General features: G+C 32.6%; 16 protein-coding genes. 6 read left to right on the top strand and 10 right to left on the bottom strand.

The genetic code is table 11. The annotated features are described in order from the left end of the window. Positions 1–3: 3 nt before the first annotated feature. From amaB to MW871_RS01685, 3 genes are all read right to left on the bottom strand, one after another. Positions 4–1,551, bottom strand: coding sequence for an L-piperidine-6-carboxylate dehydrogenase (gene amaB / locus MW871_RS01695; RefSeq protein ID WP_188049390.1), 1,548 nt, complete (start codon positions 1,549–1,551; stop codon positions 4–6). Positions 1,552–1,854: 303 nt separating this feature from the next. After that, the gene (locus MW871_RS01690) at positions 1,855–2,385 is read right to left on the bottom strand and encodes a 3-hydroxyanthranilate 3,4-dioxygenase (RefSeq protein WP_210645351.1); all 531 of its coding nucleotides are present in this window, start codon (positions 2,383–2,385) and stop codon (positions 1,855–1,857) included. A 38-nt stretch (positions 2,386–2,423) separates the two neighbouring features. Then, entirely contained in the window at positions 2,424–3,533 is a 1,110-nt protein-coding gene (locus MW871_RS01685) for an endonuclease/exonuclease/phosphatase family protein (protein WP_248427343.1), read from the bottom strand. 264 nt (positions 3,534–3,797) lie between these two features. Between MW871_RS01685 and MW871_RS01680 the strand changes: the two genes are divergently transcribed. The 4 genes from MW871_RS01680 (at position 3,798) to MW871_RS01665 (ending at position 6,652) form a co-directional block, all read left to right on the top strand. Further along, a complete protein-coding gene (locus MW871_RS01680; RefSeq protein WP_248427409.1) occupies positions 3,798–4,694 on the top strand; it encodes a S66 peptidase family protein in 897 nt (298 codons plus the stop codon). Between the two features lie 159 nt (positions 4,695–4,853). After that, a complete protein-coding gene (locus MW871_RS01675; RefSeq protein ID WP_188049387.1) occupies positions 4,854–5,213 on the top strand; it encodes a YraN family protein in 360 nt (119 codons plus the stop codon). 110 nt (positions 5,214–5,323) lie between these two features. Then, positions 5,324–5,980, top strand: coding sequence for an aspartate kinase (locus MW871_RS01670; RefSeq protein WP_188049386.1), 657 nt, complete (start codon positions 5,324–5,326; stop codon positions 5,978–5,980). A gap of 63 nt (positions 5,981–6,043) precedes the next feature. Next, positions 6,044–6,652: a hypothetical protein gene (locus tag MW871_RS01665; RefSeq protein ID WP_248427342.1), complete on the top strand. Its 609-nt coding sequence runs from the start codon at positions 6,044–6,046 to the stop codon at positions 6,650–6,652. 54 nt (positions 6,653–6,706) lie between these two features. Here the strand turns inward: MW871_RS01665 and mfd are convergent, their stop codons facing one another. After that, positions 6,707–10,075, bottom strand: a complete 3,369-nt coding sequence (gene mfd, locus MW871_RS01660) for a transcription-repair coupling factor (protein ID WP_248427341.1) — start codon at positions 10,073–10,075, stop codon at positions 6,707–6,709. Further along, a complete protein-coding gene (locus MW871_RS01655; RefSeq protein ID WP_248427340.1) occupies positions 10,068–10,673 on the bottom strand; it encodes a hypothetical protein in 606 nt (201 codons plus the stop codon). The genes mfd and MW871_RS01655 overlap by 8 nt, the downstream gene beginning before the upstream one ends. Positions 10,674–10,894: 221 nt before the next feature. On the opposite strand from MW871_RS01655, the gene MW871_RS01650 reads away from it, so the two are divergent. Beyond that, positions 10,895–11,833, top strand: a complete 939-nt coding sequence (locus MW871_RS01650; RefSeq protein ID WP_188049383.1) for an L-threonine 3-dehydrogenase — start codon at positions 10,895–10,897, stop codon at positions 11,831–11,833. A gap of 318 nt (positions 11,834–12,151) precedes the next feature. Here the strand turns inward: MW871_RS01650 and MW871_RS16385 are convergent, their stop codons facing one another. Genes MW871_RS16385 through MW871_RS01635 form a run of 3 tightly spaced genes read right to left on the bottom strand, consistent with a single transcriptional unit; the run spans position 12,152 to position 14,071 of the window. Then, positions 12,152–12,403 (bottom strand): transposase, encoded by a 252-nt coding sequence (locus tag MW871_RS16385; RefSeq protein ID WP_248427339.1) that lies wholly within the window; start codon positions 12,401–12,403, stop codon positions 12,152–12,154. An 18-nt stretch (positions 12,404–12,421) separates the two neighbouring features. Next, on the bottom strand, positions 12,422–13,000 hold the full coding sequence (locus MW871_RS01640) for a hypothetical protein (RefSeq protein ID WP_248427338.1): 579 nt from the start codon (positions 12,998–13,000) through the stop codon (positions 12,422–12,424). Between the two features lie 9 nt (positions 13,001–13,009). After that, the gene (locus tag MW871_RS01635; protein ID WP_248427337.1) at positions 13,010–14,071 is read right to left on the bottom strand and encodes a hypothetical protein; all 1,062 of its coding nucleotides are present in this window, start codon (positions 14,069–14,071) and stop codon (positions 13,010–13,012) included. 538 nt (positions 14,072–14,609) lie between these two features. Here MW871_RS01635 and MW871_RS01630 point away from each other — a divergent pair. Further along, the gene (locus MW871_RS01630) at positions 14,610–15,815 is read left to right on the top strand and encodes an NAD(P)/FAD-dependent oxidoreductase (RefSeq protein WP_248427336.1); all 1,206 of its coding nucleotides are present in this window, start codon (positions 14,610–14,612) and stop codon (positions 15,813–15,815) included. A gap of 58 nt (positions 15,816–15,873) precedes the next feature. On the opposite strand, the gene MW871_RS01625 is transcribed toward MW871_RS01630, so the two are convergent. Then, positions 15,874–16,275 (bottom strand): hypothetical protein, encoded by a 402-nt coding sequence (locus MW871_RS01625; protein WP_248427335.1) that lies wholly within the window; start codon positions 16,273–16,275, stop codon positions 15,874–15,876. Between the two features lie 28 nt (positions 16,276–16,303). Next, complete coding sequence (locus MW871_RS01620; protein ID WP_248427334.1) at positions 16,304–18,175, bottom strand: M1 family metallopeptidase; 1,872 nt, start codon at positions 18,173–18,175, stop codon at positions 16,304–16,306. Positions 18,176–18,227 lie beyond the last annotated feature (52 nt).

Raw genomic sequence — 18,227 nt, 5'->3', positions numbered from 1 at the left:
AGACTACAAATCAAATTTGATTCCTTGTGCCAATGGCAACTGTGTACCGTAATTGATTGTATTGGTTTGTCTTCTCATATACGCTTTCCAAGCATCCGATCCTGACTCGCGGCCACCACCAGTTTCTTTTTCACCACCAAAAGCACCACCAATTTCTGCTCCAGAAGTTCCAATATTTACATTGGCAATTCCGCAATCAGAACCCGATTGAGAGAGGAACAATTCCATTTCTCTCATGCTATTGGTAAAGATAGAAGAAGAAAGTCCTTGAGGAACTCCGTTTTGCATCGCAATTGCTTCTTCGATTGTACTGTATTTCATTACATATAGAATAGGTGCAAAAGTTTCAGTTTGAACAATGTCAAAATGATTGGCCGCTTCAATGATACATGGTCTTACATAACAACCACTTTCGTAACCTTCACCTTCTACTAAACCACCTTCTACAATAATTTTTCCACCTTCTTTTTTAGCCGCTTCAATAGCTTCTAAATAATCTTTCACAGCACCTTTGTCAATTAGCGGTCCAACGTGATTATTTTCGTCTAATGGATTTCCAATTTGTAACTGACCGTAAGCATTTTTCAAAACACTAATCGTTTTGTCATACACACTTTCGTGAATAATTAAACGTCTTGTTGATGTACAACGTTGTCCTGCAGTTCCAACTGCACCAAAAACAGCACCCACTAAAACCATACTAATATCTGCATGTTCAGAAACTATAATTGCATTGTTTCCTCCTAATTCAAGAATAGTGTTCCCAAAACGTTCCGCCACAGTTTTTGATACGTGACGACCAATTCTAGTTGATCCAGTAAAAGAAACTAAAGAAATTCTTTTGTCGTTATTGATTAAATCACCTGACTCATTTCCTGTTACTAAACAGCTAACTCCTTCTGGTACATTATTTCTTTTAAGAACAGTTTTGATTATGTTTTGACAAGCAATACCACATAAAGGCACTTTTGAACTTGGTTTCCAAATAGCAACATCACCACAAACCCAAGCAATCATAGCGTTCCAACTCCAAACCGCTACTGGAAAGTTGAAAGCAGAGATAATTCCAACGGTTCCTATTGGATGGTATTGTTCGTACATTCTGTGCAAAGGTCTTTCAGAGTGCATCGTTAATCCGTAAAGTTGACGAGATAATCCTACTGCAAAATCGCAGATATCAATCATTTCCTGAACTTCTCCGTATCCTTCTTGAAGACTTTTTCCCATTTCATAAGAAACAAGTTTTCCAAGAGGTTCTTTAAATTTTCTTAATTCATCCCCCATTTGGCGAACGATATCCCCTCTTTTTGGAGCTGGAATCATGCGCCATTCTAAAAAAGCTTCTGATGCTTTTTGCATTGCTTTTTCATAATCTTCTTTTGAAGAAGTTTTTACTTTTCCAATTAAAGCGCCGTCTGCTGGCGAATAACTTTCGATGATTTTTCCGTTGGCAAAATTAGATTCACCTGTAGATGTTCCTTCATTTATGGCTTCAATCCCTAATTGCTTAAGGGCTTCTTTGATTCCGAATTGATCTGCTATTGTTATCATTGTAACTTTTTTATTAAAAATTGTTATATTTTTATACAAACATACCGATTTAAGGTGAAATAATAATCAGTATTATTTTTATTTTCCTCTATAAGTAAAGGAAATTTAAAATGTATTTTTTTGAATTATACTTCAATTGTGAATGGAATTTAGCTTACCATTATTCTGTTCTGGAATTAGAATTTACTGTTTTTCTATGGATGATTTCTAGCCCTGATAGTAGCGGCATCCTTTTATCTCGTTCTTTAGAGATAAAAGATACAGCGGATAGCAGGAATAGCTATAAAAAAAATTAGAACTTAATTAAACAAACTTAGGATCTGTTTCCATGATAGTTTCACATTTGGAGCACGTTCTCAACTTTTCTGAGCTATAAAAATGCTTGAAATGTGGTAAGAAATCTTTTTCGATATCGTGCAACTCAAAATAAACTTCGTGTAATTTATGATTGCAATTATCGCAAAACCATAATAATCCATCTGTATATCCTAAACCTGCTCTTTTGCGCTCAATTACCAAACCAATTGAACCTTCGGAACGGACAGGCGAATGTGGAGTTTTGGCTGGATGCAAGTACATATCTCCCGCATGAAGTTCCATTTCTCGGCGTTCTCCGTTATCTTGAACAATTACTTTTATAGAGCCTTCTAGCTGATAAAACAACTCTTCGGTTTCATTATAATGATAATCTTTACGGGCATTTGGCCCCGCAACTACCATAATGATATAGTCTCCAGAATCCGTATATAAGTTTTTATTTCCAACAGGAGGTTTTAGTAGTTCCCGGTTTTCTTCAATCCATTTACTAAGGTTGAAGGGTTTTGCTATTGCCATTTTTTTTGTTTTAAACGTAAAGTTATGAAATAATAAAACTAATTTTTTTCTTTGATCAAATAAATATAGACGGGGAAATGGTCGCTAAAACCAATTTCGGTGGTTGAATGTCGCAACGGATATCCTTTGTATTGACCACTATTTTGAATCAAAAAGGGCTTATTGTAAATTCCAGCTTTCCAATACCTAAAACTAGAATAATCGGTTTGAATTAGAGTCTCGGAAACCATTATTTGATCAAAAATATCCCATGCGTCACGGTACGCAATAGTTCCCATTCCGTTTTTAGCCATTTCTTCAAATGGATTGTAGATTCCAAATTCCTTAACTTCTGCTTTTTTTGCTTTGGCTCCAAGAGCAATTTTGACGCTTTTGTTATACGGCCCATCATTAAGATCACCCATGGTAATCACTTTTGCTTTTGGATTTATACGTTGCAGTGAATCGATTATTTTTCTATTTAATGCACCTGCAGCTTCTCTAAACGGACTTGACTTTTTTTCACCTCCAGAACGAGACGGCCAGTGATTGACAATAATGTTAATTTCTTCACCATCTAAAAACCCTGTTACTAATAATTGATCCCGAGTATACACCCTATAATTCTTTGGACTCACTTGCAACTCATCATCCGTAATATCTTGTGGATTAATTTTGATTTCTTCCTTTCTGGAAATCTCTTTCTTATAAATGTACAATGGAATGTTTATGGAACTTGTAGGCTTGAATTTATTTTTTCGATACAATAACGCCACATCAATTCCGCGTTTGTCTGGTGAGTCAAAATGAATAATTCCGTAGTCTTTCTCGATCAGTTGGGGTTGTTTTACCAAGTCTTCAAGAACGTTTCTATTTTCGATTTCGCATCCACCAATAAAAGTGGGAGCATCTGTATTTTCAGAAGAGCCGATTTCAGCTAAAACACGAGCTAAATTACTTAATTTCTTTTGGTATTTATCAATTGTCCAACGTTGTAAACCCGTTGGTGTCCACTCTTCATCAAAAGTTTCTGGGTCATCAATAGTATCAAAAAGATTTTCAAAGTTGTAGAATGCTACTGTGTGAATGATGTATTTCTTGGGTTGCGCATGACTATTTGTGAATGCAAAACATAAAATAAGAAAAGGAATCCAAAATAGTATTCTCATAAATTTAATTATTACAATCATTAATTCGATTTCAAATGAATCAGTTACGAGTAAAAATAGTCAATTGGAATTGGAACTTAAAATTATTTTGGAATTGTCTATCTTTGTTTCTACAATAAAACCGCTTTATTATTCTATTTTTTCAATAAAACACAAAGCATGCTTCATAAAAAAACTCACATTACAATACGCAACCCTTTTATATATCAATTAATTTTTATTCTTTTTATTTTACAATCTTTTAATAGTCAAGCCCAAAAACAGATGATTACACCACCAAAATTACAAAAAGGAGATACGGTAGCTATTTTGGCAACAGCCAGAAAAAATATAGATGATAATTTAAAACCCGCAATTGATTTATTAAAAAGCTGGGGACTTAATGTAGTAATTGGTAGTACAATTGGCTTAGACAATAATCAATTGGCAGGGACGGATGCAGAACGAGCTGCTGATTTTCAGCAACAGATGGACGATCCAAATATAAAAGCAATTTGGTGTGTAAAAGGGGGTTATGGCACAGTTAGAATCATTGATTTACTAGATTTTACAAAGTTTAAACAGCAGCCAAAATGGCTTATCGGTTTTAGCGATGTTACAGCTTTACACAATCATTTGAATACCATGGGATTTAAATCTATTCATGGTATTATGCCAGTAACTGTTGCTAGAGCAACACCCGCAGCCATCGAAACTTTACGAACTGCTTTATTTGGAGAAAAGTTAAGTTATGAGGTACAACCTTTTGCCATGAACAGACTTGGCAAAGCTTCAGGAGAATTAGTAGGTGGAAATTTATCTATTTTATACAGCCTTTTTGGCTCTCCATCAGCCATTGATTGTTCTGATAAAATTTTATTTATAGAAGATTTAGATGAATATTTATATCATATAGATCGAATGATGATGAACTTAAAGCGCAATGGTTGTTTAGAAAGTATCAAAGGAATTATTGTAGGATCGATGACAAAAATGAAAGATAACGACATTCCTTGGGGGAAAAATGCTGTTGAAATTATTGATGATGTTACCAAAAAATACAATATTCCAGTGTTATATAATTTTCCTGCAGGACACATTCAAGACAATAGAGCCTTGATTTTAGGGAATAAAGTGAGTCTTGAAGTAAATAATAAATTGAGTACTGTGGTATTTGAATAGCTACGATTTACATTTCAGATTGCTGATTAACGATTTCAGATTTTATAATAGAAACATCATTAATTGATTTTTAGATTGCGTATTTTAGATTAATTACGAATGATTTCCTTAATTAATTTTTGATTGAACACTAACAACTAAAACTGTAAATTGAAATAAATGGCTGAACACAACGAACTTGGTAAATTAGGGGAAGAAATGGCTGTTGAATTTTTAACCAAAGAAGGGTACACTATTTTAGAAACCAATTGGACTTTTCAAAAAGCAGAGATTGATATTATTGCACAAAAAGAAAATATACTTGCCATAGTCGAAGTTAAAACGAGATCATCCTTAGATTTTGGTCTCCCACAAGATTTTGTTAAACCCAAAAAAATACAACTTCTCGTTAAAGCTGTTGATGCTTTTGTAAACCAAAAAAATATCGACCTCGAAGTTCGTTTCGATATCATTGCCATTCACAAAGAAGACAAATCTTTTGTTATTGAGCATCTTATCGATGCTTTTTATTACTTTTAAAGGCTTTTGCTAATGTTATATTTGTAACAAATTGTTTTTTTATTTATATTTGCGTTTTGTTTCACTTCGGAGCAAAAGCATTTTTACTTTAAATAAAAAAATAGTTCCTTATGAAAACGGTATCTTCCATTGTAGAAAACTACATTAAAACCAAGCCTTTTTTATTGAATGCCTTATCACTTGGTATTATCAATTTGACCTCATTATCAAGAAATATAATGACCGAATTGGAAAATGATTTTGGCAAAGAAGTAAAACAAGGTGCTGTTGTAATGGCTTTAAAAAGACTTACAGAAGAACTAGATTTTCGATTAAATCATAAAATTAATAAAGTCATCAAAAACATCGGAGAAATAACCGTTCGTTCTGCCTTGACTGATTATACTTTTGCAGCATCTGATACTGTTTTAAACAAACAAGCCGATTTAATTACAGATATTAACTCTTTTCCTGACATTTTTTACACTTCTTCAAGAGGAGTAAATGAAACCAACATTGTCGTAAGCAATAGCGTTAATCATTTGGTTGACAAACACTTTGCTGGTGAAAAATTGATTCAAAAACTGGACAATCTAGCCTCGATAACGGTAAAATTACCTAAAGAAAATATTGTTGTCCCTGGTATTTATTACTTCATTTTTCAGCGTTTGGCTTGGGAAGGAATTATAATAAACGAGGTTATTTCCACTTCTAATGAGTTTACGATTTTAGTGAGTGAAGAGCAAGTTGATGTGGCATTTAAAGTGATAAAGGATTTGAAGAATTAATGACATTTAATTATAAAGCTTCCAGCCTTTGAAAGGCTGGAAGCTTTCGAAAAATAAACTCTTATGAATCCAATTCCTCTACAAAACGGTAGATATTATCACATTTATAATAGAGGCAATAATGGTATTGATTTGTTTTTTGAAACCCAAAATTACAATCATTTTTTAAGATTGTACACAAAATATATTGATCCAATAGCAGAAACTTATGCTTGGTGTTTAATGAGGAATCATTTCCATATTCTGGTTTATATAAAAGAAATCGACGAAATTGATGTTTCAACATTAGAATATTCCTCTACTGATAAACCGAAAGCCATAAGCGCTTCAAAACAGTTTTCGAACTTATTTAATGCTTATACCTTAGCAATGAATAAACGATATAAAAGAACTGGTAGTTTATTTGAGAAAAATTTTAGGAGAAAATTAGTTAGTTCTGATGCTTATTTCCAAAAACTTATTTTTTATATTCATAATAATCCTGTGCATCATAAGTTTACAGAAACGATAATTGAATATCCTTGGACTTCGTACGGTACTGTTATATCAAAAAAAACAACCAAATTACAAAGAGAAAAAGTAATTGAAACTTTTCATGATTTGGAAAACTTTATTTATTGTCATAGTATTGATCAGGATTTAGGTGAAATCGAAGATTTGATTATAGAATAAATAAATTTAAAGCTTCCAGCCTTAGAAAGGCTGGAAGCTTTAAACACTAAATTATTATTTCCCTCCCAACATTTCCATATATTCTAAAGCAGTCCTTGTATTCTTAACATTTTCAAAAGTTAATAAAAGCTTTAAACCTGTTGGGGTTTCTTTTTCTTTTATTTTACAAATCGCACTATTCTTTTGAACGAATTGTAACATATTAGTAAATCGCTTCGATTGGTAATAATCGGATTGCTGATCGGATACAAAATAACCAATCATTTTTCCTTTCTTCATTACTAATTTCTCAATTCCTAATCGAGTTGCGATCCATTTGATGCGAATACTATTCATCAAAGCTTTTGCTCGTGGCGGCATCGGACCAAAACGGTCAATCAATTTATTTTGAAAAACAATCAATTCTTCTTCGTTTTTTACCGCTCCTAATTCATTATATAAACTCAATCGTTCCGATACATTATTGATGTATTCATCAGAAAACAATAACTCAAAATCCGTGTCGATTTGCAAGTCTTTTACATATTCTTTTGTTTCAATATCATTTTCTTCTGGATATAAATCCTTGAATTCATTTTCCTTCAATTCATCAATGGCTTCGTTTAGAATTTTCTGATAGGTATCAAAACCTATTTCATTAATAAATCCACTTTGTTCACCACCTAATAAATCTCCAGCACCTCGAATCTCAAGATCTTTCATGGCAATATTAAAACCACTTCCCAATTCACTGAATTGTTCCAAAGCTTGAATTCTCTTTCTAGCATCATCTGTCATCGCAGAATATGGCGGACAAATAAAATAACAAAATGCTTTCTTGTTACTACGACCTACTCGACCACGCATTTGATGCAAATCAGACAAACCAAAATTATTAGCATTATTAATAAAAATCGTGTTTGCATTAGGAACGTCCAATCCACTTTCAATTATTGTGGTAGCCACTAAGACATCAAATTCACCGTTCATGAAAGCCAACATCAACTCTTCCAGTTTTTTTCCATCCATTTGTCCGTGACCAATTCCCACTCGGGCATTAGGGACCAAACGCTGAATCATTCCAGCAACTTCTTTTATATTTTCGATTCTGTTATTGATAAAGAAAACCTGACCGTTACGCTGAATTTCATACGAAATCGCATCCCGAATTAACTCTTCGCTAAAACCAACAACGTTTGTCTCTATAGGATATCTATTGGGTGGCGGAGTTGTAATTACTGACAAATCACGAGCCGCCATTAATGAAAACTGTAAAGTTCTCGGAATTGGCGTAGCAGTCAATGTCAACGTATCAACATTAGCAGCAATCGTTTTTAATTTATCTTTTACGTTGACACCAAATTTCTGTTCCTCATCAACAATCAACAATCCCAAGTCTTTAAAAACTACATTTTTGTTCACTAACTGGTGTGTGCCAATAACAATGTCGAGTTTTCCGTCGGCTAAATCTTTTAAGGTTTCAGCTTTTTGTTTCGCCGTTCTAAATCGGTTTAAGTAACCAATTGAAACCGGCATATCTTTCAACCTTTCGGTAAAAGTTCTGTAATGTTGATACGCCAAAATAGTCGTTGGGACTAAAATGGCAACTTGTTTGCTATTATCAACTGCTTTAAAAGCAGCGCGAATTGCCACTTCGGTTTTACCAAATCCTACATCACCACAAACTAAGCGATCCATCGGGCGATCACTTTCCATATCGGCTTTTACTTCAGCAGTTGATTTGGTTTGGTCTGGCGTATCTTCATAGATAAACGAACTTTCTAATTCGTTTTGCAAATAACTGTCTGGTGCAAACTGAAATCCTTTATCCAAGCGTCTTTTAGCATAGAGTTGAATCAAATTAAACGCCACGTGTTTAACTCGAGCTTTGGTTTTTTGTTTTAAAATCTTCCAAGCATTCGAACCTAACTTATATATTTTAGGTGGCGCTCCATCTTTTCCGTTGTATTTCGAAATTTTGTGAAGCGAATGAATACTCACGTACACAATATCATTATCAGCATAAACCAATTTGATGGCTTCTTGCGTTTTACCTTCTACTTGTATTTTTTGCAAGCCACCAAAACGCCCTATTCCATGATCAATATGCGTTACATAATCACCTACGGATAAAGTCGTAAGCTCTTTTAAAGTGATATTTTGTTTTTTTGAATAGCCACTTTTGATATTAAATTTATGGTAGCGCTCAAAAATTTGATGATCCGTATAACAAGTAATTTGGTTTTCTTCATCAACAAATCCTTGGTACAAAGGCAGAACAACGGTATGATATTGCTTGCGGATGTTCTCAGAATTGGCTTCGTCTAAAGTTTCGAAAATATCGTGAAATCGCTTTGCTTGCGCTTCATTCGAACAGAACAAATAATTCTTATAGCCATTGAAATGGTTTTCACTCAAATTATTCAATAATAAATCAAATTGTTTGTTGAAGGAGGGTTGCGGCTGAATGTGGTATTCGAATTTTTTAGTAGTTCTAAAAATAGGTTTAGAACTCACCTCAACAACAGAAAAATCCAAAGCTCGTTTTATAAAAGAAGCTTGATTCAAGAACAATTGGTCTGGTGTAGAGCGTTTTATTTCTTGAGATAATTTAGAAAAAGCTTCTTCTGCCTTTGCAAATTGTTTGTCTAATTGCGATAAAAAATCTTCGGTGTTTTGGATAAAAATTACTGTTTTCTCCGAAATGTAATCTAAGAAACTCTCTCTATTTTCCTGAAAAACTTTGTTTTCAACATTGGGAATTATAGTAATTTTCTTTTGCGTTTCAATGGATAATTGTGTAGCAACATCAAAACTACGAATGCTTTCTACTTCATCGCCAAAAAATTCTATTCGGTACGGATTATCATTTGAAAAAGAAAAAACATCTACAATTCCTCCACGAACGGAGAATTCGCCGGGTTCTGTAATAAAATCGACTCTCTTAAATTCATATTCAAATAAAACTTCATTGATAAAATCGATAGAAATTTTATCGCCAATAGCTACTTTCAAGGTGTTTTTATCCAATTCTTTTCGAGTCACCACTTTTTCAAAAAGTGCTTCGGGATAAGTAACAATAATAGCTGGTTTTTTTCGCGAATTAATACGATTTAAAACTTCGGCACGAAGCAAAACATTCGCATTGTCCGTTTCCTCGATTTGGTACGGACGGCGAAAGGATCCCGGATAAAAAAGTACATCCTGATCGCCAATCATTTGTTCTAAATCGTTCAGATAATAGGCAGCTTCCTCCTTATTGTTTAAAACTATTAGAAAAGGAAGTTCTGCTTTTTTAAAAATAGAGCGAATTACAAATGAAAATGCTGATCCTATCAAACCAGAAAGATGCATTTTTACTTGATTATTTTCTAGCAAACTAGCAGCTATTTGCTGTGTTTTTGGAGAATTATCGTAGGTATTATATAAGACTGTTTTACTCAACTCTAGGTGTGTTTGGATCTGTAATTGGTGTGTTTGGAATAGCTCGCGAAGCATCCATCATTTTTAATAAATCAGATTCGCCTACTTCGACTGGAATCTTACTTTTATCAATCGTTTTTTCCATTTGTCTCTGCAAGGAAACTAGTTCTGTATTGATTTCTGCAATAATACTAGCCACTTTTTTTTCTGGTATCACATCTAAATTAATATATAGATTCAGCATTTGTACTTTAGCTAATACAGTAGAAATTCTACTTTTTATAGGAGGGATATTAAATTCAGCAGGAATATTATTGTTTAAAGCCATGACTTTTGTAGTTAGCACTTTTGATTTTTGTTGAAAAGCACCGAGTGTTTTTTTGGGCTTTTGAGCTAATTCATTCAAAAAAAGGCGCCATTCGTTCCAATTAGCCATGCTTTTTTCAGAAGCTTCTGTTATCGGAGTATCATAAAAAACCCAACTTTTTTCAATGTTTTTAAATTGAACTTCCTTTCTCTGAATCTCTTTATTGTTTTCTGCAATTCGTTTTTGATCGTCATTTTGACAAGAAGAAAAAATGAAAACCAAAAAAAAGAAGATTGCTATTTTATTTATCATTTCGATTTGAATTAAAACACAAAGTTACAAAGTAAATTTACAATTACGAATTCACATCTAGGAATAACAATCTAATATTAATATCGCTTTTTTTATGACTAAACGAGTGAAAATTAAGAGAGAAAGTTCGTGATTACTATTCGATTTGTGAATTTATAAATCTTTTCTTGAAAATAAAGATATCTACGAAAACATTATATTTGTCATTCAAAATAGACAAAATGAGTACTAAAATATTGATTATCGGCGCTTGCGGACAAATTGGGACAGAACTTACCCATAAATTACGTGAGATATATGGAACCGAAAATGTAATTGCATCAGATATCAGGAAACTGAATACCGATGTTGTTAATTCCGGTCCTTTTGAAGTAGTAAACGCATTAGATTTCAATCAAATTGAGCACCTTGTAGAATTGCATCAAATAGATGAAATTTATCTAATGGCTGCCTTATTATCGGCTACAGCCGAAAAAAACCCTGCATTTGCGTGGGATTTGAATATGAATTCTTTATTTCATGTTTTAAATTTAGCCAAAGCTGGAAAAATTAAAAAAATATTCTGGCCTTCTAGTATTGCCGTTTTTGGTCCAACTACTCCAAAAGAAAATACGCCTCAATATACCGTTATGGAACCTTCTACAGTTTACGGAATCAGTAAACAAGCTGGTGAAAGATGGTGTGAATACTATCATAATATTTTTGGCGTCGATGTGCGAAGCATTCGTTATCCTGGCTTAATCAGCTGGTCATCGCCTCCTGGTGGCGGAACTACTGATTATGCGGTGGATATTTTCCATAAAGCACTTTCTGATAAAACATATGAATGTTTTTTATCTTCTGAAACTAAAATGCCAATGATGTATATGGACGATGCAATTGCTGCAACGATTCAGATTATGCAAGCGCCAGTGGAAGAAATAAAAATTCGTTCTTCCTATAACTTAGCTGCAATGAGCTTTACGCCAACAGAAATTGCTGCTGAAATAAAAAAACATATACCTGAGTTCACTATCACATACGAACCTGATTTCCGTCAAAAAATTGCGGATAGCTGGCCGGCAAGTATTGATGACGCTGAAGCTAGAAAAGATTGGAATTGGAAACACAAATTTGATTTGGAAACCATGACAACGGATATGCTAGAACATTTAAAGTAAAAACTTAAGTGTCACAAAAAAGAGGCTGTCCGAAAAAACAGCCTCTTTTTTTTATTTATAAGTTTTGATTTCTAAATAATTTTTAGAATATTCTAAATTTGGTATCAAAAATTGTCTTAAAAGATTAGTGAGTTGGTTAGTAAAGTTAAAAAATGGTTTAAAATTCTGTGACCATACTTTTGCTATCCATTTAGAAAAATTGTGAGCAATGGCAATCAATCCAAATTCAATGTTTACTTTGGTTATTTTGGTTATTTTGGTTAAGGTAAATCTTTTAAATCCTTTGTTTTGCTCAATACTTCCAAAAACAGGTTCTGGTTAAATACATCTTTTAGAATAAATTTCCTTTCCTAATTCAATTTTTAAATTTTCTCTTGCTTTGGTTTTAAGTTTTTGAAGATTATGATTAATTTCTATTCTCCTGTTTCCTTGTGCTTTAAAACACTGTCCTCTCACGGAGAAATCATTACAATTAACCTCTTGACAAACAGAGTGGTATTGTATGAATACTGTTGTTGTTTGTGATTCTTTGTATAGATTTTGGTCATTTTTTGTCAATAAAGTCGTCATCAAAGAAGTTATAAAGAATTAATTAATTTCACTGACATTATTATAATGATAGGATTCTACCCAAATACCGTTTACCTTTTTTAATAATATAGCTTTTTCTGTGCTAAATCCTATTTCAATAGCAAAAGATCGATAAAATAGAAAGGCATGTTTTTGGTCTAAAGTAATTAATGGTTGCGACATATAAAAACCGTACCCTCCTAATTCACTACTTCCGCGCTTACGTAAAGTTTCGTAGGGGAAAATTTTAAAGTTATGGTTAATAAAATCAGATTTTTTCCACTTATAGGATAATTTGTCATTCTTATATTTCTGTTTTAATGTAGCGATTTCAACTGAATCAATCTCCCACGAATATGGAGGAGCTCCGTTGGGCATAAAACTCTTTACCCCGTCATAAAGATTTCTTTGATTATAAGCATTTTCATAGTACTGTAGGGCCATTGTTCTGGGCAAAGCCTCTTCAACTAAAATGTTACTATATTTATCATTTATAAATTGATTTTTTATAAAATCGTTTATAATTTCTTTTTCAACTTTTGTAGAGGAGCACGAAATAAATAACGTTATAAAAACTGCAATTATCGTTTTTTTCATGATTTCGATTTATTGACAAGGTTTTCCTTTTGGAGAATAACTAGGGTCATTACTACCATTATTTTTTTCAGTGATATAATTGTTTTTAATTCTATTATACTCAGCACTACCTTCATTGTATTTACTTTTAAAAATATTAGTAGTCATCAAAGTCCCCATCATAATATCTTGATAAAACTGAGTAAGAGAATCGGTCGGTATTCCAGTGTTAAATTCTTGTAATGAAGATGCCATAATTTTAATAAAACTTTTCCAGATTTGGGCGTGTTGAGCATCATCTGCCCCTACATATTGGTTTGACACATATTTACTGTATAAAATATCAAAATTGTCAAGTGCTTTGGGAACTCCATTATTTTTGTTATCATCAAATAGACTAAAAAAATAAGTATGAACCATCTCATGAATCATTACTGCTGCAATTGCAAGATTTGTGGGAGGCTTATTTATACCTGTTCCATCTATACCATATAAAAAATCGCTATCCAATGTAGTAGAATAATTATTTGGAGCGGTTTGTTTAGTTGAACCTGGATTACCATTGTTAGGTTTTATTTCGTAAGTTAGATTATAAACAGTTGAAGTTTTTCCAAGCTTTTTAAATATATCTGCAATATCACTTTGTGTTAGTTTTTTCAATTTATCTAAAACTGCTTTCGTACAAGGATCGAGTTTGCTATCATCAATTTGGTCTTCAATAGCTTGTGCTGTTAACTCATCTGTAGCTATAACCCCACTCCATGTATTTATTTCAGACTCAAATGTATAAACCATTCCATCGTTATAAACTTTTTGCTGATTAACAGGATAATTAAAAATTAAAAACGAATATTTTGCCGGTTTTGATTTAACAATAACATCAGCAAGATTTATGAGCACTATTTTCCAAATATTATTTATAAATTGGTATCTAATGAATTTACCTTCAGGCGATAAAAAATCAATAATTTGATTCTCAGTGGGAAATTGAGGAAAACTTGGTGTTTCTCCATTTCCACCTGCTCCTCCACCTTCTATTCCGCAAGTGCTTACTCTATAGATGTTTTTTTCACAAGAACAAGTGGTGTACATATAATCCCAAATTTGCCTACCGCTAGCATAAATTTTAAAATAGAAGCTTTAAAAATATATAATTCACTTTTTTAAGATATTTCTTAAATTAAAGAAGGGGGGAGGGGATAATTTTCTTTTTCATGCTTAATATCTTGGTTATAAGTCAATAGTATTTAGTTTATGTTTTAACGAAAATACTAAATAATAATTTAAAGTAAGTTATGTTTTACAATTATTTAGTTAATTCAAAAGATAAAAAACTTCCTTCCGTCAAAAAATTGCGGACAGCTGGCCTGCCAGTATTGATGATGCTGAAGCTAGAAAAGATTGAAACTAGAAACACAAATTTGATTTGGAAACCATGACAACGGATATGTTGGAAAACCTTAGTGAACCTAAAAAATAATATTTATAATATTTTGGCAGTTGAGCTTATAAAAATTAGACAAAAATCTGATTTTTATAAGCTCATTTTTTTTAATTCAATCTCTTATTCTATCATTATGTAATTTATTAAAAAGATTTTTTTTACTAAATTTGATAAAAAAGAAGCTTTATGAAACTAAAATCTAGTGAACCTTTTTGGTTAGTAAAAAATGGAATAATCAATTCCTATCCTTCCTTGAGAGAAGATTTAGAAACTGAAGTTTTAATTGTAGGTGGCGGAATTACAGGAAGTCTAATTGCCCATCAATGCATAAAAGACGGCTATAAAACTACTTTAATAGATCGCAGAGAAATTGGGCATGGTAGTACATCAGCTACAACATCAATGCTTCAATATGAGATTGACATTCCGCTTTATCAACTTACAGATCAAATTGGTAAAAAAGCTGCCGAAGAAAGTTATTGGGCGTGTTATAAATCTATTGATGCCTTAGAGCAAATTGTTAAAGACATAAAATCTGATTGTGGTTTTAAGAAAAAAGAATCCCTTTATTTTGCGGCTTTCAAAAAAGATGTTGCTGGATTAAAAAAAGAATTTGAGGCCCGAAAAAACATTGGAATGCCCGTTAAGTGGCTTGAAGCTGATGAGATTGATAGTCAATTTCAAATTAAAAATTCATATGGAGGCATCCTTTCTGAACAAGGAGGAAGTATTGATGCGTTTAAATTAGCTCATGATATTTTAGCCTTTAATCATAAAAAAGGATTAAAGATATTTGATAAAACAGACATCAAAAAAGTAACTTATCTTGAAACTGGAGTTGAAGTTTTAACAGAACATGGCACTACAATTAAGGCTAAGAAACTAATTTATTGCAATGGTTTTGAAAGTACCGAGATCATTAAAGATGATTTCGTGAAGCTTTTATCTACTTATGCAATGGTAGGTGAGAGATTCGAAGATGATCAATCTCATCTTTCTAATACTCTTTTTTGGAATACTGCAGAGCCCTACATTTATATGCGAACTACCGATGACAACCGGTTGCTGATTGGCGGTGAAGACGAAGAATTTGTAGATGCACATAAAAGGGATTCACTACTTACTGATAAGGCAACAAAATTGACGAAGTATTTAAACAAAATTTTACCAAATTATGACTTTCGCATGGATTTTGTTTGGGCAGGAACATTTGGCGAGACCAAAGATGGATTGCCTTATATAGGAGAACATCCAAATTTTAAAAGCACCTATTTTGTTTTAGGTTTTGGCGGAAATGGAATTACTTTCTCCGTAATTGGAATGGAGTTAGTCTCTAAAATGCTAAAAAACAAGAAACATGCTCTTTCTGATTATTTTAAATTTAGAAGATAGCTCTGGTATTTACAATAAATAAAAAAGGGTGCAAATAAATATTTGCACCCTTTTACATTTAAACTTGTATATCATTTTTTTGAAGCATCTTTTTCAATTGCTTAAAATCTGATTCTGATTTCACCTCTAAAAGATCCCGGTTTTTACCGTTATTCAATTCTAAAAAGTATTTCTTTCGACCCATGAAAATTCGTTCCTTTAATCCTTTTATTTGATCGATAGGAACTTTCTCTAAAGAGGATTTTTTTACAATAAACTTATACAGAATTACAATTGATATAGCTCCTAAAATGGCCCAGATTATTTTTATAAATCCAAAGTTACCACTATTCAAATCAGATAAATTTAGGACAGAATTAATCAAATTTAAAATCATTAGAAACTTGATTAAAAATACATTTTTTCTTAGTCCATCTTTTATTTCGAGAGTTTTGTCTGCTTCATTAAATTTAATGTCCATAAATCAATCTTGAATTTTTAGAAAATTTTTATTGTTTGTAAACATTATTTTCTTGTTTTACATCCGCCATTAAACCACTTGGGTCTATAGTAATTTTCTTAATTGAACTCTTTGCTTTTGCAATGGTAAATTCTTTGGTAGGAAACGCCCAAGCCCAATCAGAAAGAACCGTTCTCTTAATTGCTGGCGTTGGATTTTCTTTTTCAAAATTCATCATTCGCAAGGGAATATAAAAACTCTCCATTGTTCCATCTGTATATTCTACTAAAAGATCTATTGGCATAGCCATTCTACCGATTCTTTCCAGACTAATTTTCGTTTGATCTCCGTTTTCTTCAACTGATTTTATACCATAATCTATAGTATTGGTCGTTTTTGTCCAATCTGTCAAATACCAATCTAAATTTGCACCAGAAACTCTTTCTGCAGATCTTTTAATATCATTTGGAGTAGGATGCTTAAATTTGAAATCACTATAATATTTCTTTAAAGTTTTCATGAGATTTTCTTTCCCAACCAAATAAATTAATTGTGCTAAGAAAACTTCTCCTTTACTATAAGAGGTAATACTGTAAACTCGATTTTCATCAAAGCGATCAGCATGAGTTGTCTGTGGCAATTCCTTACCTGAATTTGCCATCGAATAATAATTTTTATACGCTCCTGCAAATGGATTTTCTACTTTTTTATCTGCTATTTCATTAGATCCAAAATCTTCAAGGAATGAAGTAAATCCTTCATCCATCCATCCGTGCTTTAATTCGTTAGAAGCTAAAACGTGCTGAAACCAAGAGTGTGCCATTTCATGAGCAGCTACTCCAAGTAAACCTTCAAAAGTACCTTGTCCTAAGATTAAAGTACACATGGCATATTCCATTCCGCCATCGCCACCTTGAATCACTGAATACTGTTTGTATGGATAATCTCCAACTGTTTGATTGTAAACATTCATTAACTCAACCGTTTTTGGTTGCAAATTTTTCCAATTTTGAATGTATTTCGGGTTGTTCTTGTAAAGAAAATGCAAATCAACATTATTTGGTCCTTTTACTACATCGTGAATATACTCTTTATCTGCAGCCCAAGTAAAATCATGAACCATTGGTGCATTAAAATGCCAAGTTAAAGTCTTTGTTTTCTTAGGAATAGATACTATAACTCCAGCGTCTTGATATCCGTGTCCTATTTCGTTTTTGTTTTGTAAATATCCTGTTCCACCTAAAACATAATCTTTGTCAATGGTGATTTTTACATCAAAATTTCCCCAAACCCCATGAAATTCTCTCGCTATATAAGGATCTGCGTGCCAACCTTCAAAATCAAATTCGGCCATTTTTGGATACCATTGCGCCATTGACAACTCGACACCTTCAACATTGTTTCTTCCAGAACGACGAATTTGAACGGGAACTTGACCAGCAAAATCTAATGTAAAAGTAGTTTTTGTATTAGGTAAAATTGGTTTAGCCAAAGTAACTTCAAGAATTGTCCCTGCCGTTTTTGTTGCAGCTGTTACACCATCTTGTTTGAAATTAGTAATGTTCAAATACCCTATTTCATTTGGTTTTAAAGTTTTGATTCGGCTTTCTTTAACGTCTTTTCCATCTACTTTTATTTTATTTACCATTCTTGCATCCGGATCTTTTATGGTTTGCACTCTGGCATCCATTTCGCTTCCCGGTTGAAAAGCATTATTGTACAAGTGATAATAAACTTTCTTTAAAGTATCCGATGAGTTATTGGTGTAGACTAACTCTTGTTTCCCGTTGTATTTATAATTTTTAACATCCATTGTCACGTCCATTTTGTAATCAACGTGTTGCTGCCAATAGGCATTATTCTGAGCGAATGCAGTTCCAAAACTTAGAGTAAGAAATGCGAATACTATTATTTTTTTCATATTAAATTAAAATATAAATGGAAGGACAAATTGCCCTTCCATTAAGTGAATG

The sequence above is a fragment of the Flavobacterium pygoscelis genome, from assembly GCF_023162025.1.
In the GTDB taxonomy this organism is placed as follows: domain Bacteria; phylum Bacteroidota; class Bacteroidia; order Flavobacteriales; family Flavobacteriaceae; genus Flavobacterium; species Flavobacterium pygoscelis.
The sequence above is the reverse complement of the archived record's forward strand: the minus strand, read 5'-3'. Positions and strand labels throughout refer to the sequence as shown.